This is a genomic window from Actinomadura sp. J1-007, from assembly GCF_009793335.1.
Lineage (GTDB): Bacteria > Actinomycetota > Actinomycetes > Streptosporangiales > Streptosporangiaceae > Spirillospora > Spirillospora yumaensis.
Map to the genome: position 1 here is coordinate 1,511,625 of NZ_WING01000001.1, position 19,873 is coordinate 1,531,497.

A 19,873-nucleotide genomic window follows, 5' to 3' on the forward strand; every position below is an offset into this window, starting at 1 on the left:
ACGGCGACCGACCCGATAGACCCGGAAGCCCCCCGCGACCCTGCACGCGGGGGGCTTCCTCCTGCCCGGCCGCCGCGTCAGGGGCGGGCGGCGGGGACGGGGACGCCCGCCGCGCGGAAGACGTCCGGCCGCAGGAACTCCCCCAGCCGCGCGTACGGCACGACGACCGGCTTCCACGCGCGCCCGCACGCCATGCTGTAGCCCATGCTCGGCAGCGGCAGGTAGAACTCGGCGCCGCGCCCGGTCAGGAACAGCCGGACGTCCTCCGACCTGATCTGCGCGGGCGTGAGGTCCTCCGCCTCCGGGTTGCGGGCGGTGTAGCGCTGGCCTTCCGAGTCCCAGAACGGTCCCCCGCAGAGCGCCACGCCGCCCGGCCCGTGCTCGACCAGGCGCGCGGTGAGCGCGCTCGCGCCGGATGCCGTGGCCGTCTCGGGGCGGAGCAGGTCGGTCGGCTTCAGCGCGCGGCCGGTCGCGAGGTCCACGGTCACGATCTCCTTGACCGTCGCGTTCTTCGTCAGGACGCTGCCGCCGTAGGTGTAGCGGACGCTGAAGTAGCGCGGGCCCTTCAGCCCGACCTCGTAGCCCGCCGTGCCCTCGTACGGGGACCGCGGCTCGGCGGTGTCGAACGCCAGGACGTCCTTGTTGATCGACGAGGCCCAGCGTTCGACCGGGGCGCGGACGATCTCGTTGACCCGGCGCTCCAGGGCGGGCGTCGCGAGGCCGGTGATCCGGGGGTAGCGGACCGAGACGCGGGCGGCGGGGCCGCTGAGCGTCCGGCTGAACGACGCCGGCCGCACGGCGATCACCGGCGACGCCGAGGCGGCGGGACGGTCCGGGCCGCCGCCCGTTCCGGCCGCGTAGACGCCCGCGCCGCCCGCGGTGACGGCCGCCGTCGCGATCACGCCCGCCGTGACCTTCGCGCCCGTGGCGGCCAGCAGGCCGCCGCCCGTTCCGGCCGCCGTCCCGCCCGCGGCTCCCCCGGCCGTGACGGCCACCGCGGCTCCGCCGCCCGCCGGGGCGAGGCCCGCGACGACCAGCGGGAACACGGCGGCGAGGGCGACGGCGGCACCGGCGAGGGCGCGGACGCCGCGGCGCTCCCAGTCCGGGCCGTACGCGGCGCCCGCGGCCCGTTCCAGGTCGGCCGCGAACGCCGCCGCTCCGGCCGGGCGGTCGTCCGGCCGCTTGGCCATGCCCCGCGCGACCAGGTCGCGCAGCGGCTCGGGGACGTCCTCGACGGGCACGGGCGCGCGCAGGTGCGCGGCGGCGAGGGCGGCGGCGTCGCCGGGCCCGTACGGGCGGCGGCCGGTCACGCACTCGAAGAACACGCACGTCGCGGCGTACACGTCGGTGGCCGGGCCGGAGGGCCGCCGCTCCCACTGCTCGGGCGCCATGTACGCGGGCGTGCCGGAGCCCGCGCCCTCCCCGGCGAGCGTGGCGACCCCGAAGTCGATCAGCTTGCTCAGCCCGTCCGCCTGCACGACGACGTTGGCGGGCTTGTAGTCACGGTGCACGACCCCGACGCCGTGCGCGGCGGCCAACCCCAGCAGCGAACCCTTGAGAACGGCCAGCGCCGCCTCCGGCTCCAGCGCACCATGCTCGGCAAGGACCCGTTTGAGCGAGACGCCGTTCACCGCCTCCATGACCAGCGCCGCGCCCTGCTCCCCGGAGACGAACCGGTACAGCCGCACCACGTGCGGGTCGTCCACCCGGCCGAGCATGAGCGCCTCGCCGCGCAGCCGTTCGACCGCGCGCTCGTCGCCGTCCCTGCGGGCCAGGTACTTGATCGCGACGGGCGTGCCCGCGGTGGCGTGCCGGGCGAGGACGACTCGGCCCTGCGCGCCCGATCCCAGCTCGCGGACCTCGGTGAAGCCCTCGACCCGCCAGCCGCTCATGTGCGCGAGGGGGACGGCCCGGCGGGCGGCGCGGCGGCGGGCAGGGCGGGGACGAGGCCGGGTCTCAGCAGGCCCGTGACGCGGGCGTACGGGACGGTGAGGACGAGGCCGTCGCCGCACTCGACCCAGCCCGCGTAGTTCAGTTCGAGGCCGTCGCGGGCGAACGAGAGCTGCACCTGGACGAGCCCGCCCGCCGCGGCGGCGGGCTCCAGATCGGCGCGTTTCAGCGGCCCCTGCACGCAGTCGCGCTTGCCGGGCGGCGGCTTCGGGACCGTCCGGGCGATCGCCGAGATCCCGGACGGGCCGAGGTCGCGGAAGACGTCGGCGGGCCCGAGGGCCCGGCCCGTGCGCAGGTCGACGGTCACGGTCTCCTTGTACGGGAGCCCCTCGTCCACGACGTTGCAGGTCCGGCGTTCGAACAGGTGCCGTACGGAGATCAGCCGGGGGCCGCTGTAGCGGATCGACACCCGGCTCGTCAGCCGCGCGCACCGGGGCGTGTCGACGGCGCTGGTGTGCGGGCCGGCGACGTACGCCCGGAACTGGTCCACCCGGCGGTCGAGCGGGGCGCGCAGGGCGGCGTTGACGCGGGTGCGGAGCGCGGGGTCCGCGATGCCGCTGACCTGCACGTACTGGGCGTTCTGGAGCTGGAGGGCGGGACGGCCCGGCAGCGGCGTGGTCCGGTTGAGGGCCGAGATCGCGGAGACCGGGACCGCGGCGGCCGGGCTCGCGGACGGCGCGCCGTTCCTCGTCCGCCGGTCGCCCGGCCCGTCGTCGGACGCGATGTACGCGGCGGTGCCGCCTCCGGTGGCGACGACGGCGGCGGTGCCGACGGCGAGGGCGACCTTGGCCCCGGTGGACGCGAGGAGCCCGCCGCCCGCTGCGGCGGCCGTTCCCGAGGCGGCGCTCCCGGCCGCCGCGCTCCCGGCCGCGGCGCCCGTGCCGACCACCGCCGCGCCGAGCGGGAAGAGGGCGGCGAGCGCCGCCGCGGCCACGGCGAGGGCGCGCACCCCGCGCTGCTCCCAGTCCGGCCCGTACGCGGCGCTCGCGGCCTCCTCCAGTTCGCCGACGAACGCGGACGCGCCCGGCGGACGGTCCCAGGCGCTCTTGGCGAGGCCGCGTTCGAGCAGCGGGCGCAGGGGCTCGGGCACGTCGTCCACGGGAGCGGGGGCGTTCAGGTGGCGGTCGCGCGTCTCCGCGAGCGAGCCGGGGCCGTACGGGCGGCGGCCGGTCACGCACTCGAAGAACACGCAGGTCGCCGCGTACACGTCGGTGGCGGGCGAGGACGGCTCGCCGCGCCACTGCTCAGGCGCCATGTACGCGGGCGTGCCCGAACGGGACGCGTCCCCGGCGAGGGCCGCGATCCCGAAGTCGATCAGCTTGCTCAGCCCGTCCGCCCGCACCACGACGTTGGCGGGCTTGTAGTCACGGTGCACGACCCCCACGCCGTGCGCGGCGGCCAACCCCAGCAGCGAACCCTTGAGAACGGCCAGCGCCGCCTCCGGCTCCAGCGCACCATGCTCGGCAAGGACCCGCTTCAGCGAGACACCGTTCACCGCCTCCATGACGAGCGCCGCGCCCTGCTCCCCGGACTCGAACCGCAGCAGCCGCACCACATGCGGGTCGGTGACCTGCGCGAGCATGGCCGCCTCTTCCCGCAGCCGCGCGACGGCCGTGCCGTCGCCCTCGTGCCGGGCCAGGTACTTGATCGCGACCTGCTCGCCGGCGAAGTCGTCGCGCGCGAGGACGACCCGGCCCTGCGCGCCCGCGCCCAGCTCGCGGATCTCGGTGTACCCGGCCAGCCGCCACGCGGGCCCCGCCGCCGGTCCGCCGGAAGAGCCGTCGGCCGACCCGTCCGGGGTGCCGGGTCCGGCCTCGGGCCCCGCGTCCGATCCGCCCAGCGGGCCGCCGCCTACCGGCCCGCCCACCGGGCCGCCGTCCGGGGAGCCGTCCGGGGAGCCGTCGGAGAACGGTCCGTCGGCACGCGAACCGTCCGGGGGGCCGGAGGTCATTTCGCGCCCGCCGCGGCGACCAGGCGCGGGTAAAGGTCGGGCTTGATCAGGTCCTTCACCTTGTCGTACGGGGCGGTGAACGTGAAGTTGTTGCAGTCGGTGCCGGTGGTGGACCAGATCAGCTCCAGGCCCTGCTGGGTGAACAGCAGCCCGGCGGGCGCGGGCGACTCGATCGGGTCGCCGTCGCGCTTGCCCGGGTACAGGTCCGCGCGCCGGAGCTCCAGCTCGCAGTCCTTCCAGTCGTCCTTCGGGCCCGACAGGCGGTCGAAGAGGGTCTTCAGGCCCTTCCCGCGCAGGGCCCCGGCGGTGAGGACGTCCTCGGGCGCGAGGACCTTGCCCGCCTTGACGTCCGCCGTCACCGGGACGGTCGGCAGGCTGCCCTCCCCCTCGTAGCAGGGCACCATCCTGATCGCGCTCGCGGCGGAGACGATGTCGCCCCGCAGCCCGATCCGCACGCCGACGCTGATCACGTTGGACCGGTTCCCGCACTCGGCCCGCTGCTCCTTCAGCAGCGTGGCCCCGGCCCACTTCACCGCCCAGTCGATCGGGGCGTGGAACGCGTCGTCGATCTTCTTGGCCGCCGCCGCGTCCGCCACGCCCGGGACCTTCACGTGCTGGGCGTTGTTCAGCTTGACGAGCTGCGCCGGGTGGGCGGTGCCGTCCTGCTCCACGACCGGGCCGTTCGCCCGTCCCGCCCCCGGGCCCGAGCCCTCGCCCCCGCCGTCCGACGAGGAGCACCCGGCCGCCCCCGCCGCCACCGTCACGGCCGCGGCGGCCATGGCCAGCACGCCCTTCACACTCGCCCGCATACGTTCCGTACCTCCTCGCCCGGCCCGCGCCGGGCTCCCGTCTCAGCGGGTCCAAGAATGACAGGAAGTCGAGGCCGGTGCGGGATGTCCGGATGTGGCCGCTACCTCCCGGGAGGCGGTACGGGCAGGGGCTTGCGGGCCTTTCGCATGGCCGACCGCGCCGCGCGCATGGAATACCTGGGAACAGGGAACCGTTGGTACAGGTGATCGGCTATTGGTGTAGGCGAACCACGGTCGGTACACTGCGTCGCGGAGTGTGACCGCACGCAGCCACAGCGAGTGACTGCTCTCATCCCCTGACCGCGGTCGCCCGACGAATTGATTGACGGCTGGTCCCTCCCGCGCGAGCGCGCGGCCACAGGAAGCGACCGGCGGGCATGCTCGACACGCAGAGCCCCGTCGGCGCCGCCCGTGTTCTTGAACGGCCCGGCCCATCGGCTTCCCGCCGTCGGCATCAGGCCGCGCCGGGCACCGAGCAGCGCCGCCCAGGGGAGTGAGGACCCCGCACTTTTGGAGGCTGAAAGCCCTGACTACCTTTCGTGAACTCGGGGTCGTACCCGAGATAGCAGACGCCCTCGAAGCCGAGGGCATCGTCCAAGCGTTCCCCATCCAGGAGCTCGCCCTGCCGATCGCGCTGGGCGGGCACGACATCATCGGCCAGGCCCGTACGGGCACCGGCAAGACCCTCGCGTTCGGCGCCGCGCTGCTCCAGCGCATCGAGCACGGCGGAAAGAAGCCGCAGGCGCTCGTCGTCGCGCCGACCCGCGAGCTGGCCCTCCAGGTCACCGACGACCTGCTGGTGGCGGGCGGCAAGCTCGGCTCCCGCGTGCTGTCGGTGTACGGCGGCCGGGCGTACGAGCCCCAGATCGAGGCCCTGCGCGAGGGCGTCGACGTCGTCGTCGGCACCCCGGGGCGGCTGCTCGACCTGGTCAAGCAGAAGCACCTGGACCTCTCGCAGGTCGGCATCCTCGTCCTGGACGAGGCCGACCGGATGCTCGACCTGGGCTTCCTGCCCGACATCGAGCGGATCGTCGAGCGGATCCCGGCCAAGCGGCAGACCATGCTGTTCTCGGCCACCATGCCCGGCGAGATCGTCGCGCTGTCGCGCCGCTACCTGACCCGGCCGACCAACGTGCGCGCCGAGTCGCACACCGAGTCCGACGCGACGCCGCAGGTCGTCCAGCACGTCTTCCAGGCCCACCAGATGGACAAGCCTGAGATGCTGGCGCGCCTGCTCCAGGCCGAGGGCCGCGGGCTGACCATGGTGTTCTGCCAGACCAAGCGGGCCTGCGACCGGGTCGCGGCCGACCTCGCGCAGCGCGGCTTCTCCGCCGCCGCCGTGCACGGCGACCTCGGCCAGGGCCAGCGGGAGCGGGCGCTGCGCGCGTTCCGCAATGGCAAGATCGACGTGCTGGTGGCCACCGACGTGGCGGCCCGCGGGCTCGACGTCGACGACGTCACCCACGTGGTCAACTACGAGTGCCCCGACAGCGCCGACACCTACGTGCACCGCATCGGCCGCACCGGCCGCGCGGGCAAGGAGGGCATCGCCGTCACGCTCGTCGACTGGGCCGACCTGACCCGGTGGAAGCTGATCAACGGCACGCTCGACCTGCCGTTCGGTGCGCCGGAGGAGACCTACTCCACCTCCCCGCACTTCTTCGAGGCGCTCGGCATCCCCGCGGGCACCAAGGGCAAGCTGCCCAAGGAGCAGCGCGGCGAGCGCGCGGGCCTCGACGCCGAGGAGCTGGAGGACATCGGCGAGACCGGCAAGATCCGTTCGCACACCCGCGACCGCGATCGCGACCATGACGGCGACCACGACGGCGAGCGGTCCCGGCCGCGGCGGCGCGCGCGCCGTCCCCGCGCCCGGACCCGCGGCGGCAAGCCCGTCGCGACCGGCACGGCGGGCGCCGAGCCCGCGGCGCCGGAGGCCGCCGCCGACCAGGCCAAGGCCGACGACGGCGGGCACGACGCCTCCACCGGCGCGGGAGGCGCCGAGCGCAAGCGGTCCCGGAGCCGGCGCCGCACGCGCGGGGGCAAGCCGTCCGAGCGCGGCGAGGCCGCCGAGGCGCCGCAGAGCGCCTGACGGGAGGGGCGCTCCCGCTCGCGCCCCCGCCCGTCCCCACCGGGCCGTCCGGTCCTCTCCGGGCAGCCCGCGCAGGACCGGCCGGGCGACGGCCGTGAACCACCTTCACGCTCGTTGCCGGCCGGACGCATGATCGCGGCCGTCCCGCTACCGGGCGGCCGCACTCTTCTCGCCACGAGTCACGGCACGAGCCCCGCACCCGCGTCGCGGAGGGACAGGGCGGTGCCGGGGTGGTCGGTCACGAGCACGGCCACCCTCGGGTCGCCGATGAAACGGCGCATCAGGGGCACCGCGTTGACCGTCCAGACCATCGCGGGGAACCCGGCGCGGGCGCACTGCCGCAGCACGCCGACCCGCGCGAGGCGGTGGTTGAGCGCGACCATGTCGGCGCCGGAGCGGCGGATCAGCCGCAGCGGCGCGAAGTCGGCGACCACGCCCGGCTCCCAGAGGCTGCGCCCCACCGACAGGGCCGCCCTGACCCGCGGGTACGCGCGCTTGATCTCGGCGATCGAGCGGACCTCGCGGGTGGTGACGACGAACCCGTCCGGCCCGAACGCCTCCAGGCCCAGCGCGACGGTCTCGTGCTCGCAGCCGTGCTCCTTGAGGTCGAGGTGGCCGCGGACGCGGCCCGCCATGATCTCCAGCGCCTCGGTCACGAGCGGGAGGGACCGCCCGCCCGCCAGCTCGCGCGCCCGCGCGTAGGGGAGACGGTTGAGCGGAACGCCTTCGACGGCGGCGTCGTGGTGGACGACGAGGCGGCCGTCGCCCGTGCGGCGCACGTCGATCTCGGCGTACTCGGCCCCGGAGGCGACGGCGTCGCGGAGCCCGGACAGGCCCGCGTCGTCCCGGCGGTGCGCGGACACGGCGGTCATGACGGCTCGGCGCCGCGGCGGAGACGGGAGTCCACGTTTCGGACGCTACCACCGAACCTTCTTCACCGGTGTCTGCCTGTGCATATTTAGTATGGTGGCCCTCTGTGAGTACGCCCCGGTTCCTGACTCTGCCCCCCGGCGTTCGCCGGACGACCGTCGAGACGTCCCGCGGCCCGTTCGCGGCTCTGGAGGCGCTCCCGGGGTCGGGCGTACCCGAACGCCGCCCCGCCCTCCTCGTCCCCGGCTACACCGGCAGCAAGGAGGACTTCATCGCCGTCCTCCAGACGCTCGCAGGCGCCGGGCGGCGGGTGGTCGCGATCGACCTGCGCGGCCAGTACGAGACCGAGGGGCCCGACGATCCGGCCGCGTACGCGTGCGGCGCGCTCGGCGACGACGTGGCGGCGCTCGCCGAGGCGCTCGGGCCCGACCCGGTGCACCTGGTCGGGCACTCGTTCGGCGGCCTGGTGACGCGCGAGGCGGTGCTGTCGAGCGGATGCGCGCCCGCCTCGTTCACCCTGATGAGCTCGGGGCCGTCCGGGGTGACCGGCCAGGCGGCGGCGAAGGCGCAGGCCCTGCGCGACGCGATCCCGCAGCTCGGGATGGGACGGATCTGGGCGATCAGCCTGGAGCCGGACGCGGCCCGGCGCGGCGTCCCGCCCGAGATCGTCGCCTTCCTCAAGGCCCGCACGCTCGGCAACTCCGAGACCGGGCTCGTGGCGATGGCCCGCGAGCTGCTGGAGGCGCCCGACCGCGTCGACGAGCTCGCCAAGACCGCCGAGGACGCCGCGCTGCGGCTGCTCGTCCTGTACGGCGAGGACGACGACGTCTGGGACCCGCGCGAGCAGGCGGCCATGGCCGAACGCCTGGGCGCCGGCAAGGTCGTCATCCCGAGCGCCGCGCACTCCCCCGCCGTCGAGGCGCCGGAGACCACCGCGAGCGCCCTCACCGAGTTCTGGAACCACGCCGAACGCTGCGTCGTCCGCTGACCGGGACCGTCCGCCAGAACGCCTGAGAGCCCCGTACAGGCTTCCGCGGAGCGCCCGCCCTCCCTCGCCTCCCCCCTGGGGCTCCTTGGGCCCGGAAGCGGCTTTCCGGCGCTTCCGATCCCGTTCATGGGGGGCGGGTGTGCGGGCGCGGCGGCGTAATGACACACTTACTTCAGTTTGTCTCACGCCATGCGGGGAGCGCCCTCCCCCGGAGAAGCCGCGAGGTGCTCATGACGGCCACCGTCCAGCCACCCGAAAGCGTCACGTGGCGCGTCCACATCGACCGGTCCATGTGGGTCGGCGGGGTCCGCAGCCTCATGCTCCAGGCCCTGCACCCCATGGCCATGTGGGGCGTCTGGCAGAACTCCAACTTCCAGGAGGACCCGCTCGGACGGCTCCAGCGCACCGCCGACTTCGTCGGCATGGCCACGTTCGGCAGCCACGAGGAGATCGACGCGCTGGCCGCGAAGGTCCGCGGATCCACCGCAGCCTGCGCATCCTCAACCACGACACCGGCAAGAAGGAGCGGCTCGACCAGCCCGAGCTGCTGCTGTGGGTGCACTGCGCCGAGGTCTACTCCTACCTGGAGGTCGCGCGGCGCGCCGGGCTGCCGCTGACCGACGCGATGGCCGACCGGTACCTGGACGAGCAGCGCCACACCGCGACGTACGTCGGGCTGCACGCCGAGGACGTGCCGGGCAGCGTCGCGGAGATGGAGGACTACCTCGCCTCGATGCGGCCCCAGCTCCGCGTCACCGAGGAGGCGGCGGCCACGGTGCGGTTCCTGCTGTGGCCGACGATGCCGGAGAACCTGAAGTTCCTGAACCCCGGCAAGCCGGGCTACTTCCCGTTCGGGGCGCTCTGCTACTACTCGCTGCCCGGCTGGGCGCGCAGGATGTACGGGACGCTGCCCGAGGTGCCGCAGCCCGCCGTGACGGCGGCCCTCAGGTCGTTCCGGACGACGATGAGCACGCTGCCCGAACGGGTGCACGACTACGCGTTCGCCAAGCCCACCCGCGACATGCTCGAACGGGCCCGCCGGCGGCTCGCCGCCGAGGGCTACGACGTCGGCAAGGGCCTCTACGGCCTGCGCGACCCGCGCCGCTGGCCCGCCCCCGCCCCTCGTCGCCGCCTAGGCGGGAGGGGACCCGGGCAGAACGGAAAAGCCCCGCACCCACCGCGTACGGCGTGGTGCGGGGTTCCGGGTCGTTCAGGCTTCGAGGACGGGTAGGGCCGCCCACGGGTCCTTGCGCGGCGCGGCCTCCAGGCCCTCGGGGCAGTGGCGGGCGAAGTCGCACCAGGAGCAGAGGGAGCCCGGACGCGGCGGGAAGACCTCGTCGTACGGGGCGTGGTCGATCGCCGGGCCCTCGCCGGAGCGGGGCCGCGGAACGCCTCCGAGTCGCGTCTTGTACGCCTCGTCGGCCGCTGCGGCCTCGGCGGCGATGCCCTCCGCGCGGCGCAGGTGCCGCTGGAGCGTCTCGTCGGTGTGGTCCCAGACCGCGACCTCGCCGGACGGCAGGTGGTGCAGCTCGACGCGGTGGCAGGGGCGGCGCAGGACGCGGGACGCCGCGATCGCGTAGAGGGCGAGGGCCAGCGAGCCGCGCGCGTCGTCGGCGGTGAGGACGTGCCGCCCGGTCTTGTAGTCGACGATGACCAGCTCGGAGCCGCGCGCGTCGAGCCGGTCGATGCGGCCCGAGACCGCGATCCGGTCGGTGCGGGTCGCGACGGTCCGTTCGACGCCGAGGGGCTCGTCGGACGGGTCGAGGCCCGCGGCGTACCGTTCGACCATCTCGCGGGCCCGCTCGCGCTGCTCGGCGGACTGCGCCTCGTCGCGGAACCCGTCGGTCAGCCAGCCGCGCACGAGCAGCGCGCCCGCCGCCTCGGCCGTGCGCTCGGCCCGCGGCAGGCGCCACCACGCGGCGAGCGCGTTGTGGACGCTGGCGCCGAAGCTGTTGTGGGCCCACGGCGGGCCCTTGGGCGGCATCGGACGGTCGAGGTAGGTCATCCGGTAGCGGCGCGGGCAGTCGAGCCACGCGTTCAGCCGCGACGGCGTGCAGGTGTAGAGCCGTCGCGGCATGCCCTCGAAGCCGAGCTGCTCCGCGCCCACGTCGTCCGCCCGCCCGCCGGCCTCAGCGGCCCGCGCTCAGGCGTCGTCCTCGCGGGCGAGGGCGCCCCAGGTCTCCCAGCGGGCGTCCTCCTCACCGACGGTCGTCTCCTCGCCCTGCCCCGGGAGGACCTTCAGGTCCTTGGGCAGGGGGGTGAGCAGCGCGCCGATGGAGTTGAGCTGCTTGCGCAGGTCCTCGTACTGGCCGCCGATCGAGCCGGGACGGCCGCGGTGCAGGGTGTCGCCCGACAGCAGCACGCCGAGCTGCTCGCTGATCACGCTGATGCTGCCCGGGGTGTGGCCGGGCGTGTGCACGACCTCCAGGGCGGCGCCGCCGATCTCGAAGACCCCGCCGTCCTCCAGCCAGATGTCGGGTTCGAGGGCGCGCAGGGCCTTGGCGTCGTCCTCGTCCTCCTCCTGCTTGGCGAGCCGGCCGAAGTAGTCGCGCCACAGCAGCCGGTCGGCGCGGTGCAGCGCGATGGGGGCCCAGTCCTCCTCGTCGTCCTCGCCCGCGGCGGCGACCTCCAGCACCACGCCGAGGTGGTGCTCGTTGCCGTCGGTGAGGATCACGGCCATGACCTCGCGGTCGCCGACCTCCTTGAGGATGGCCTCGGCGTCGTAGGCCGGGTCGATCACGATGACCTCGTCGTCGTCGCCGACGATGTAGGTGTTGTTCTCGACGTCGTGTTCGGTGTCGTCCAGGGTGAGCTTCCCCGTCGTCACCACCTGTTCGATGCGCGCGTCCACGCCCCGCACCCTACCGGGTTTCCGGGCTCCTTCGGGGCCCGCCGGACGCGGCGTCCAGGAGCGCCTCGTACGCGGCGGGCGCGGTCGTCTCGGCGCCGAGGCGGTCGCCGGTCATCGCGCCGTGGTCGTCACTGGAGCCGGTCGCGACAACGCCCAGGTCGGCGGCCAGGCCGCGCAGCTCGGCCCGGTCCGGCGGGGCCTGGTCGGGGTGGTCGGCCTCCAGCCCGGCGAGCCCGGCGGCGGCCAGCTCCGCGATCAGCTCGTCGGGGGCGACGTAGCCGTACGCGCGGGCGCGCGGGTGCGCGAGCACGCAGACGCCGCCCGCCGCGCGGACGAGCCCGACGGCGCGGACGGGGTCGGGCGCGTACCGGTCGGCGTGCGCCCGGCCGCCGGGCGCGATCCACTCCGGGGTGAACGCCTCGTCGATCGTGGCGACCGCGCCCGCCTCCACCATCGCGCGCGCGATGTGCGGGCGGCCGACCGCCTCGCCCCGCGCGAGGGCCCGGACGCGTTCCCAGGTGACGTCGGCGCCGAGCTCGCGGAGCCGTTCGACCATGGTCCGCGCGCGGATCACCCGGTCGTCGCGGATGCGGGCGATCTCGGCGGCCAGCTCCGCGTCGCCCGGGTCGAACAGGTAGCCGAGCAGGTGCACGCTCGCCCCGGCGTGCTCGCACGACAGCTCGATCCCGGGAACGAGCGCGAGCCCGTCCGGGAGGGCGGCGGCGGCCTCGTCCCAGCCGGCGACCGAGTCGTGGTCGGTGAGCGCGACGGCGTCCAGCCCGGCCGCCCGGGCGCGCCGTACGACCTCGGCGGGGGCCGCGTCCCGTCCGACACGCTGCTGTGCGCGTGCAGATCAATCCGCATGCCCTCTTCCTACCAGCACCGCCCGTCCCACCGGCACCGCCCGTCCCACCGGCCCGCCCGTCCCACCGGCCCGCCCGTCCCACCGGCCCGCCCGTCCCACCGGCCCGCCCGTCCCACCGGCCCGCCCGTCCCACCGGCCCGCCCGTCCCACCGGCCCGCCCGTCCCACCGGCCCGCCCGTCCCACCGGCCCGCCCGTCCCACCGGCCCGCCCGTCCCACCGGCCCGCCCGTCCTACCGGCCCGACCGGTCGCGGGGTCAGCCGTCGAGGCGGGGGCTGAACGCGCCGTACGGGAGGTCGAGCTCCATGCCGGGCTCGCGCAGGTCGAGGAGGTGGCGGCGTTCGAGCAGCAGGGCGCCCGCGTCGGGCGGCCACAGCACCGCCCACAGCCAGTCGCCGAGCGCCTCACCGACGTAGACGGCGCGGTCGGGCGGCGCCTCGACCGCCCACATCGGCACCGAGTGCTCGGCGGTCGCGGCGGGACCGCCCACGACGAGCTTGACGTGCGGCGGTTCCTTGCCGAACCCCTCGCCGGGGTCGGGCCCGTCCAAGCCGGCGTGGTGGGCGCCGAGGCCGACGCCCGGCTGCTCGGCGATCAGCAGCAAGTCGGCGGGGCCGGTGAGCAGGCCGGGGCCGGCCAGCGCGACGGCGCACGCGCGGGTGCCGCTGCGGTCGTCGCCGACCGTCGCGAACCCGGTGACCAGCCAGCCGGGCGGCAGCGGCCACGGGGTCCAGACCGGGACGCGCGCGTCGCGCAGGGCGGCGGCGAGTCCCTCGGCGCCGGGGCGCTTGGACGGCTGTCTCGGCAGTACCGCGCCGTGCGCGCCGCAACTCCAGTCGCTCGACCAGAGGCTCGGCGCGCTCAACGGACCCGCGCAGCGCGGGCAGGTGGGCTCCGCCCTCATGCTTACCAACAGTGCGCGGCCGGCTCCGCCCGCGTCAAGCCGGGACCGGCGCACCAGAGGGACAAATGGGAAAGAATGGGGTGATGTCGGTGCAGTCGGTGCGGTGTGTGGGCGGGGTCGTCCGGGACGGCGAGGGGCGGTTGCTGCTGGTCAGGCGGGGGCGTCCGCCCGGCGAGGGGCTGTGGTCGATCCCCGGCGGGCGCGTCGAGCCCGGTGAGGACGACGCCGCCGCCGTCGTCCGCGAGCTGGCCGAGGAGACCGGCTTCACCGTGCGCGCCGGACGCCTGATCGGCACCGTCGAACGCCCGGGTCCCGGCGGCGTCACGTACGAGATCCACGACTACGCGGCGACCGTCACCGGCGGCGCGGCCCGCGCCGGGGACGACGCGGCCGAGGTCCGCTGGGTGACGGACGCCGAGCTGCGCGCGCTTCCGACCGTGACCGGGCTCCTCGACGCCCTCGCCTCCTGGGGCGTCATCCCCCTAACGCCCGGCGGACGCGCTAACGACCAGCGCTCTCCCGGCTGAACTCCTCCGGCGGCGTGTCCACATCCTGTGCACGGCCGTCCGGCTCCGGCCGCCCATCGCCGCCTGCGGAATCCACACCGGCGAACGGCGCTTCGGCGGCGAACGGCGCGTCTGCGGGGTACGGGCCGGACGCCGCTGCCGCAGCCGCCGTCGCCGGGGCCGGGTCGGCGGTGACGGTCTGGATCTTGAAGCGCCGGGCCAGCCAGAGCACGCCCGCCGCGTACAGCAGCATCGGGAGGACGTCGGCGACGACGTACTGCCAGGGCACGCCGCCCTGCTCGATGTCCAGCTCGCCGACGGCCGCCGGGAGCAGGAACGCCATCAGGTTGTTGAACACGTGCATCGCGATGGACGCCTCAAGGCCGCCGGTCCGTACGGTCAGCCAGCCCGCGAGCGCGCCGAAGACGAAGATGTCGAGCATCCCCCAGCCGGTGTAGCCGTGCCCGGACGTGAACAGCGCGGCTCCGACGACGATGCCCGGCCACGGCGTGCGGAAGACCACGCTGAACGCGCGGCCGACGCGGCCCCGGCGCGTCTCCAGGGTGCACGCGCCGAACGCCTGGAGGATCCAGCCGCGGAACGCGTACTCCTCGGCCGCCGACTGGAACGGCACCAGCAGGACGATGACGAGCGCCGGACCGAGGAACCCGCCCCACCCGACCCACGACCCGTCCGAGTCGGAAGAGTCGTCCACGACCAGGCTCGCCAGCCACGACGAGCCGAACGACACCACGCAGAACGCGATGGCCGGCGCGCAGCAGATGGCGAGCCAGCGCCAGCGCAGCCGCCCCGCCACCGACGACAGCGTGCCGGGGCGGCGCCTCTGCACGAACCACGCCGCGCCCAGCACCACCGGCAGGAACACGGCGAGCATCAGGAGGTTGAACGCGAGGTCGGCGGTGTCGTTGCCGAAGATCGCGTTGGGATCGTCGTCGTCGCCGGGCATGTCGCCGGTCGCGATCGCGTACACGACCATCCCGGCGATCATGACGATGATCACCAGGGCCATGCCGACGGCGGCGATGCCGAGGGTGCCGACGAGCGGCCTCCACCAGCGGTGCGCCTCCGTTCGGGCCACCTGGTGGAACGGCCGGCCGGGCTGTACCGGGACCGTCCACGGGCGTTTCACCGGCGGCGCGTACCCCTGGAACGGCATCCCGTAGCCGTACGGATGGGCCTGCGGCGGCGGATAGCCGTAACCCTGCTGCTGTTGCCCTGGCAGCGGGTACGGGCTCCCCTGGGGCGCTTGCGGCGGATACCCGTACGGCTGCTGCTGCGGGTGTTGCGGGTGTTGCGGGTATGGCCCCTGCGGGTGCGCTCCGTAGCCTGGCGCTCCGTACGGGGCGTAGGGGGCTTGCGGGCCCGGCCATTGCGCCTGCTGGGCTTGCCCGTACGGGTCCTGCGCGGCGTACGGCTCCAACGGAACCTGCCCCGGCTGGCCCGGCTGGCCCGGCTGGCCTGCGCTCCCGGCTGGGGCGGCGTGTCCGGTCGGGCCGGCGGGCGGCGGCGGGGCCTCCGGACCGGGGGCGGACGCCCCGGGGTCGGGCGGCGCCCAGCCGTTGTCGTCGACCGGATCCGACACGTGTGACCCTCCCGTGGCTGTGGCGACACCTGGGAGGAATCGTACGTGCCCTAGGCGGTCGGGGGGTCGAAGCGCTTGGTCCGGGCCATCCCGGCCGCGCGGCCCTTGGCGGAGACGACGAGGGCCATCTTGCGGGACGCCTCGTCGATCATCTCGTCGCCGAGCGTGGCCGCGCCCCGGCCCTCGACCCGGGTGTAGTGGTCGTAGGCGTCGAGGATGAGCTCGGCGTGGTCGTAGTCGTCCTGCGTCGGGGAGAACACCTCGTTGCCCGCCTCCACCTGGGACGGGTGCAGAACCCACTTGCCGTCGAAGCCGAGCGCGGCCGAGCGGCGGGCGACGCGGGTGAAGGCGTCCACGTCGCGGACGTTGAAGTAGGGCCCGTCGATGGCCTGGAGGTCGTTCGCGCGGGCGGACAGCAGAATCCGCATGAGGATGTAGTGGTAGGCGTCGCCCTCGGTGTAGCCGGGCGGCTGCTCGCCGACCACGAGGGTCTTCATGTTGATCGAGGCCATGAAGTCGCCGGGGCCGAACACCAGGGCCTCCAGCCGGGGGGACGAGGCGGCGATCGCGTCGATCTCGACCATGCCGCGCGCGTCCTCGATCTGCGCCTCGATGCCGATGCGGCCCGGCTCGTACCCCATGGCGGCCTCGATCTGGGTGAGGAGCCGGTCGAGCCACTGGACGTGCGTGGCGTCCTGCGCCTTCGGCAGCAGGATCGCGTCGAGGTTCGCGCCCGCGCCCTCCACGACCTCGATGACGTCGCGGTACGCCCACGGCGTGTTCAGGTCGTTGACGCGGACGGTCCGGACCTTCCCGGTCCAGTCGCCCTCGTTGAGGGCCGCGACGACGCTCTTGCGGGCGGCCTCCTTCGCCGAGGGCGCGACCGCGTCCTCCAGGTCGAGGAAGATCTCGTCGGCGGGGAGCCCCTGGGCCTTCTCGATGAAGCGGGGGTTGCTCCCGGGAACGGCCAGGGTGGTACGTCGCGATCGCATGGGCGGATGCTACCGACCGCCTTCGCGCGCGGCCGATCCCCGTCCGGCTGTGAGACCCTGCGGGCATGGGCGGTGCTGATCTGAACGCCGAGCCGGCCCCGGACCCCGGGCCCGCGCCGGAACCCGAACCGCGGCCCGCGGACGCGCTGGACGCGGCGCTGGTGGAGGAGGCGGCCAAGAAGTCGGGCCTGCTCTGGCTCGACCTGCCGGGCCTGCCGCAGCCCCGCGCGGCCTGGCACCTGTGGCACGAGGGCGCGGCGTACGTGCTGACCGGCGGGGAGGGCGAGCAGCCGATGCCCGGACTCCCCGAGGCCCGGCACGTCACGGTCATCCTGCGCGGCAAGGACAAGGGCGGACGGCTCGTGTCGTTCACCGCCGCATGCGAACGGGTCGAGCCGGGCTCGGAGACCTGGGACGCCGTCGCGCCGCTGCTCGCCAAGGACCGGCTCAACGCGCCGACGCACGAGGGCCAGCTCGAACGGTGGGCGCGCGAGTCGTACATCGTCCGGCTCGTACCGGACGGCGGGATCGCACGCGCACCGGGCGAGCCCGCCGACTACGCGACCGTACGCCCGGTCGAGACGCCCGCCACGACGGCGTCCGCCCCGCCTCGCATGTACGGCGCCAAGCGCCGCCGCGTCGACCGCTGACCGCCCGTCCCGTCCGCCGGTCCCGTTCCGCCGCGCGTTCCGCGCGCGCCGTTCCGCCTGTCCCGTTCCGCCGCGCGTTCCGCTCGCGCGGGGTCACATGGGGAGTTCGCGGCCCGCGCCGATGGCGCGGAGCTTGTCGGGGTTGGCGACCAGGTGGATGGCGCGGATCAGGCCGGCGTCGTCGACGTCGCAGGTGATCGCCGTGATCGGTCCGGCGGGGCCGTCGATGACCAGGCCCGGCTCGCCGTTGATCGAGGCCCGGCGCACCCGCATGTCCTCCGGCGCGACCCCGGCGTACGCCGTGCCGGCGACCGCCGCGACCCAGCGGCCGACCTTCGGCGCGCCGTGGATGGTGCGCAGCGCCGCCCTGACCTTGCCGCCGCCGTCGGTCCACAGCGCCACGTCCGGCGCGAGCACCTCCATGAGCCGGTTGATGTCGCCGCCGAGCGCCGCGTCCAGGAACCGCTCGGTCACCGCCCGCCGCTGCGCGCCCGCGGTCTCGAACCGGGGCCGCCGCGCCTCCACGTGCTTGCGGGCGCGGGTGCCGAGCTGCCGGACCGACGCCTCCGAACGGTCCAGCGCGCGGGCGATCTCCGCGTACGGGAACCCGAAGACCTCCTTCAGGACGAACACGGCCCGTTCGAGCGGGCTCAGCGTCTCCAGCACCACGAGCATCGCCATCGACACCGACTCCGACAGCTCGGCCTCCTCGGCGACGTCCGGGGACGTCAGCATGGGCTCGGGCAGCCACGGGCCGACGTAGGTCTCCCGCTGGACGCGCGCCGTCCGCAGCCGGTCCAGCGCGACGTTGGTGGTGATCCGCACCAGGTACGCCTTCGGGTCGGCGACCCCCGCGCGGTCCACCCCGGACCACTTGATCCAGGCGTCCTGGACGACGTCCTCGGCGTCGGCGGCGGTGCCGAGCATCCGGTACGCCACCGCGAACAGCAGGTTGCGGTGCTCGTCGAACACGGCCGTGGCCTCGTCGCTCATCACGCGAGAGCCTCTCATGGCGTCCCTCCGTACGTCGCGGTCCGCTCCGTTCGCCACGAACGACGGGCCCGGCCGCGCCGGATGTGACATCGCGCCGCTGTGACCCCTGCCACGCGCCGCGCGGGCCGGATGAGCTGCAAGATCGCGGGTAATCTCCCTCGCATGAGCGGATCACCGAACCGGGTGTTCATCGCCCGGCTCGCCGGGATCGCGGTGTTCGACCCGGCCGGCGACCAGGTGGGGCGGGTGCGCGACGTCGTCGCCGCGCTGCGCCTCGGGTCGCGGCCGCCGCGCGTGCTCGGCCTGGTGGTGGAGGTGTCGCCGCGCCGCCCGGTGTTCCTGCCGATCACCCGGGTCACGGTGATCGAGGCCGACGCGATCGTGTTCGACGGGCGGCTCAACGTCCGCCGGTTCCAGCAGCGCGGCCCGGAGACCCTGGTGATCTCCGAGCTGCTGGACCGCACGGTCCGGTTCCGCGAGACCGGCGAGCCCGTCTCGGTCGTGGACGTCGCGATGGAGCCGACCCGGACCCGCGACTGGCTCGTCGGGAAGGTCGCGGTCCGCCGCCGCGCGGGCCGGGGCCGGAGCCGCACCCGCGGGCTGCGCCGCGGCGGCGGGACCGTCGTGGTCGACTGGGACGCCGTGGAGGGGTTCTCCGCCGTCGAGCACGGGCAGGGCGCCGCCGGGATCATCGCCGCGTTCGAGCGGATGAAGCCCGCCGACCTCGCCGGGTACGTCCACGACCTGCCGGAGAAGCGCCGCACCGAGGTCGCGGTCGCCCTCGACGACGAACGGCTCGCCGACGTCCTGGAGGAGCTGCCCGAGGACGACCAGATCGAGATCCTCGGCAAGCTCGGCGTGGAGCGCGCGGCCGACGTGCTGGAGGCGATGGGGCCCGACGACGCCGCCGACCTGCTCGGCGAGCTGCCGACCGAGCAGCGCGAGCAGCTCCTGACGCTGATGGAGCCGCAGGAGGCCGCCCCCGTCCGGCGGCTGCTCACCTACGCCGACGACTCGGCGGGCGGGCTGATGACCACCGATCCCGTCGTCGTCGCGCCCGACGCGTCCGTCGCCGAGGCGCTCGCGCAGATCCGCAACCCCGACCTCAACCCCGCGCTCGCCGCGCAGGTGTACGTGTGCCGCCCGCCGACCGAGACGCCGACCGGCCGGTTCCTCGGCACCGTCCACTTCCAGCGGCTGCTGCGCGAGCCGCCGCCGACGCTCGTCAGCGGCATCGTGGACACCGAGCTGGACCCGCTGCGCCCCACCATGACGCTGGAGTCGGTCGCGACGTTCCTCGCAACCTACAACCTGGTCGCCGGGGCGGTGGTGGACGAGAACGGCCACCTGCTCGGCGCGGTCACGATCGACGACGTCCTCGACCACCTGCTGCCCGACGACTGGCGGGAGACCGTGATGGACGCCACCGCCGACGCCGCCGGGCCCGGCGCCGCCGCCGAGGGCGCCGACCCGGAGGAGGAGGCCCTGCGCGGCGCCGAGCCCGACGGCCGGGCGAGCCCGTACCCCGCGGCCGGGCCGGACGGGCCGGACTCCGCCGCCGGGCCGGACTCTGCGGCTGGACGGGACGGGCCGGGCGCGGCGGACGCGACGGACAGGGAGACGACGCGATGACCTCGCGCCTGGACCAGCCCCGCGAGATCCGCCGCACCCTCGTGCCGCGGCCCCACTACGACCCCGAGTCGTTCGGGCGGCTGTCGGAACGGATCGCCCGGTTCCTCGGGACGGCCCGGTTCCTGGTCTACATGACGGTGTTCGTGCTGGTCTGGATCGGCTGGAACCTGCTCGCCCCGCGTTCCTGCGGTTCGACCCGTACCCGTTCATCTTCCTGACCC

Annotated in this window: 16 protein-coding genes and 2 pseudogenes; 7 read left to right on the top strand and 11 right to left on the bottom strand. The window is 75.1% G+C overall.

From position 1 onward, the window contains the following. Nucleotides 1-77: 77 nt before the first annotated feature. From GEV43_RS06820 to GEV43_RS06830, 3 genes are read right to left on the bottom strand one after another with little or no spacing between them, the layout of a single operon-like run. Entirely contained in the window at nucleotides 78-1,892 is a 1,815-nt protein-coding gene (locus tag GEV43_RS06820; RefSeq protein WP_160819950.1) for a protein kinase, read from the bottom strand. Continuing rightward, a complete protein-coding gene (locus GEV43_RS06825; RefSeq protein ID WP_160819951.1) occupies nucleotides 1,889-3,901 on the bottom strand; it encodes a serine/threonine-protein kinase in 2,013 nt (670 codons plus the stop codon). Before GEV43_RS06825 ends, GEV43_RS06820 begins: the two co-directional genes overlap by 4 nt. After that, nucleotides 3,898-4,710: a hypothetical protein gene (locus GEV43_RS06830; protein WP_160819952.1), complete on the bottom strand. Its 813-nt coding sequence runs from the start codon at nucleotides 4,708-4,710 to the stop codon at nucleotides 3,898-3,900. Before GEV43_RS06830 ends, GEV43_RS06825 begins: the two co-directional genes overlap by 4 nt. 562 nt (nucleotides 4,711-5,272) lie before the next feature. Between GEV43_RS06830 and GEV43_RS06835 the strand changes: the two genes are divergently transcribed. Beyond that, nucleotides 5,273-6,799: a DEAD/DEAH box helicase gene (locus tag GEV43_RS06835; protein ID WP_375539085.1), complete on the top strand. Its 1,527-nt coding sequence runs from the start codon at nucleotides 5,273-5,275 to the stop codon at nucleotides 6,797-6,799. A gap of 179 nt (nucleotides 6,800-6,978) precedes the next feature. Here GEV43_RS06835 and GEV43_RS06840 read toward each other — a convergent pair whose 3' ends face one another. Beyond that, entirely contained in the window at nucleotides 6,979-7,671 is a 693-nt protein-coding gene (locus GEV43_RS06840) for a glycerophosphodiester phosphodiesterase (protein ID WP_160819953.1), read from the bottom strand. A gap of 104 nt (nucleotides 7,672-7,775) precedes the next feature. On the opposite strand from GEV43_RS06840, the gene GEV43_RS06845 reads away from it, so the two are divergent. After that, a complete protein-coding gene (locus GEV43_RS06845) occupies nucleotides 7,776-8,657 on the top strand; it encodes an alpha/beta fold hydrolase (RefSeq protein ID WP_160819954.1) in 882 nt (293 codons plus the stop codon). A gap of 230 nt (nucleotides 8,658-8,887) precedes the next feature. Further along, nucleotides 8,888-9,888 (top strand): annotated as a pseudogene (locus GEV43_RS06850) (oxygenase MpaB family protein). Here GEV43_RS06850 and GEV43_RS06855 read toward each other — a convergent pair. From GEV43_RS06855 to GEV43_RS06870, 4 genes and pseudogenes are all read right to left on the bottom strand, one after another. Beyond that, nucleotides 9,868-10,764, bottom strand: coding sequence for a PD-(D/E)XK nuclease family protein (locus GEV43_RS06855; protein ID WP_309239496.1), 897 nt, complete (start codon nucleotides 10,762-10,764; stop codon nucleotides 9,868-9,870). The pseudogene GEV43_RS06850 and the gene GEV43_RS06855 sit on opposite strands and share 21 nt — an antisense overlap. Before the next feature lie 36 nt (nucleotides 10,765-10,800). Further along, nucleotides 10,801-11,508, bottom strand: coding sequence for an MBL fold metallo-hydrolase (locus GEV43_RS06860; RefSeq protein ID WP_160819955.1), 708 nt, complete (start codon nucleotides 11,506-11,508; stop codon nucleotides 10,801-10,803). A 10-nt stretch (nucleotides 11,509-11,518) separates the two neighbouring features. Continuing rightward, nucleotides 11,519-12,372, bottom strand: a pseudogene (locus tag GEV43_RS06865) (PHP domain-containing protein). Nucleotides 12,373-12,628: 256 nt separating this feature from the next. After that, entirely contained in the window at nucleotides 12,629-13,276 is a 648-nt protein-coding gene (locus GEV43_RS06870; RefSeq protein WP_160819956.1) for a DUF6758 family protein, read from the bottom strand. A gap of 83 nt (nucleotides 13,277-13,359) precedes the next feature. Between GEV43_RS06870 and GEV43_RS06875 the strand changes: the two genes are divergently transcribed. After that, nucleotides 13,360-13,803: an NUDIX hydrolase gene (locus GEV43_RS06875; protein ID WP_160819957.1), complete on the top strand. Its 444-nt coding sequence runs from the start codon at nucleotides 13,360-13,362 to the stop codon at nucleotides 13,801-13,803. On the opposite strand, the gene GEV43_RS06880 is transcribed toward GEV43_RS06875, so the two are convergent. Both GEV43_RS06880 and GEV43_RS06885 read right to left on the bottom strand, forming a co-directional pair. Continuing rightward, nucleotides 13,778-14,959, bottom strand: a complete 1,182-nt coding sequence (locus GEV43_RS06880; RefSeq protein ID WP_160819958.1) for a CPBP family intramembrane glutamic endopeptidase — start codon at nucleotides 14,957-14,959, stop codon at nucleotides 13,778-13,780. The genes GEV43_RS06875 and GEV43_RS06880 overlap by 26 nt on opposite strands. Nucleotides 14,960-15,435: 476 nt before the next feature. Further along, the gene (locus GEV43_RS06885; RefSeq protein ID WP_160819959.1) at nucleotides 15,436-16,377 is read right to left on the bottom strand and encodes a CoA ester lyase; all 942 of its coding nucleotides are present in this window, start codon (nucleotides 16,375-16,377) and stop codon (nucleotides 15,436-15,438) included. Between the two features lie 65 nt (nucleotides 16,378-16,442). Between GEV43_RS06885 and GEV43_RS06890 the strand changes: the two genes are divergently transcribed. Then, entirely contained in the window at nucleotides 16,443-17,027 is a 585-nt protein-coding gene (locus GEV43_RS06890; protein ID WP_241682815.1) for a hypothetical protein, read from the top strand. 93 nt (nucleotides 17,028-17,120) lie between these two features. Here GEV43_RS06890 and GEV43_RS06895 read toward each other — a convergent pair whose 3' ends face one another. Continuing rightward, entirely contained in the window at nucleotides 17,121-18,038 is a 918-nt protein-coding gene (locus GEV43_RS06895; protein ID WP_160819960.1) for an RNA polymerase sigma-70 factor, read from the bottom strand. A gap of 144 nt (nucleotides 18,039-18,182) precedes the next feature. Here GEV43_RS06895 and GEV43_RS06900 point away from each other — a divergent pair, with 144 nt between their 5' ends. Both GEV43_RS06900 and GEV43_RS49560 read left to right on the top strand, forming a co-directional pair. Then, nucleotides 18,183-19,652 (top strand): magnesium transporter MgtE N-terminal domain-containing protein, encoded by a 1,470-nt coding sequence (locus tag GEV43_RS06900; protein ID WP_164717178.1) that lies wholly within the window; start codon nucleotides 18,183-18,185, stop codon nucleotides 19,650-19,652. Then, nucleotides 19,649-19,870, top strand: a complete 222-nt coding sequence (locus GEV43_RS49560) for a hypothetical protein (protein WP_241682816.1) — start codon at nucleotides 19,649-19,651, stop codon at nucleotides 19,868-19,870. The genes GEV43_RS06900 and GEV43_RS49560 overlap by 4 nt, the downstream gene beginning before the upstream one ends. The last annotated feature ends 3 nt before the right edge of the window (nucleotides 19,871-19,873 follow it).

Coding starts and splice junctions, on each gene's coding strand:
- GEV43_RS06885 (WP_160819959.1), bottom strand. CDS start 16,377: ATGCGATCGCGACGTACCACCCTGGCCGTTCCCGGGAGCAACCCCCGC.
- GEV43_RS06820 (WP_160819950.1), bottom strand. CDS start 1,892: ATGAGCGGCTGGCGGGTCGAGGGCTTCACCGAGGTCCGCGAGCTGGGA.
- GEV43_RS06870 (WP_160819956.1), bottom strand. CDS start 13,276: ATGAGGGCGGAGCCCACCTGCCCGCGCTGCGCGGGTCCGTTGAGCGCG.
- GEV43_RS06890 (WP_241682815.1), top strand. CDS start 16,443: ATGGGCGGTGCTGATCTGAACGCCGAGCCGGCCCCGGACCCCGGGCCC.
- GEV43_RS49560 (WP_241682816.1), top strand. CDS start 19,649: ATGACCTCGCGCCTGGACCAGCCCCGCGAGATCCGCCGCACCCTCGTG.
- GEV43_RS06875 (WP_160819957.1), top strand. CDS start 13,360: ATGTCGGTGCAGTCGGTGCGGTGTGTGGGCGGGGTCGTCCGGGACGGC.
- GEV43_RS06830 (WP_160819952.1), bottom strand. CDS start 4,710: ATGCGGGCGAGTGTGAAGGGCGTGCTGGCCATGGCCGCCGCGGCCGTG.
- GEV43_RS06840 (WP_160819953.1), bottom strand. CDS start 7,671: ATGACCGCCGTGTCCGCGCACCGCCGGGACGACGCGGGCCTGTCCGGG.
- GEV43_RS06880 (WP_160819958.1), bottom strand. CDS start 14,959: ATGCCGTTCCAGGGGTACGCGCCGCCGGTGAAACGCCCGTGGACGGTC.
- GEV43_RS06825 (WP_160819951.1), bottom strand. CDS start 3,901: ATGACCTCCGGCCCCCCGGACGGTTCGCGTGCCGACGGACCGTTCTCC.
- GEV43_RS06895 (WP_160819960.1), bottom strand. CDS start 18,038: ATGAGAGGCTCTCGCGTGATGAGCGACGAGGCCACGGCCGTGTTCGAC.
- GEV43_RS06900 (WP_164717178.1), top strand. CDS start 18,183: ATGAGCGGATCACCGAACCGGGTGTTCATCGCCCGGCTCGCCGGGATC.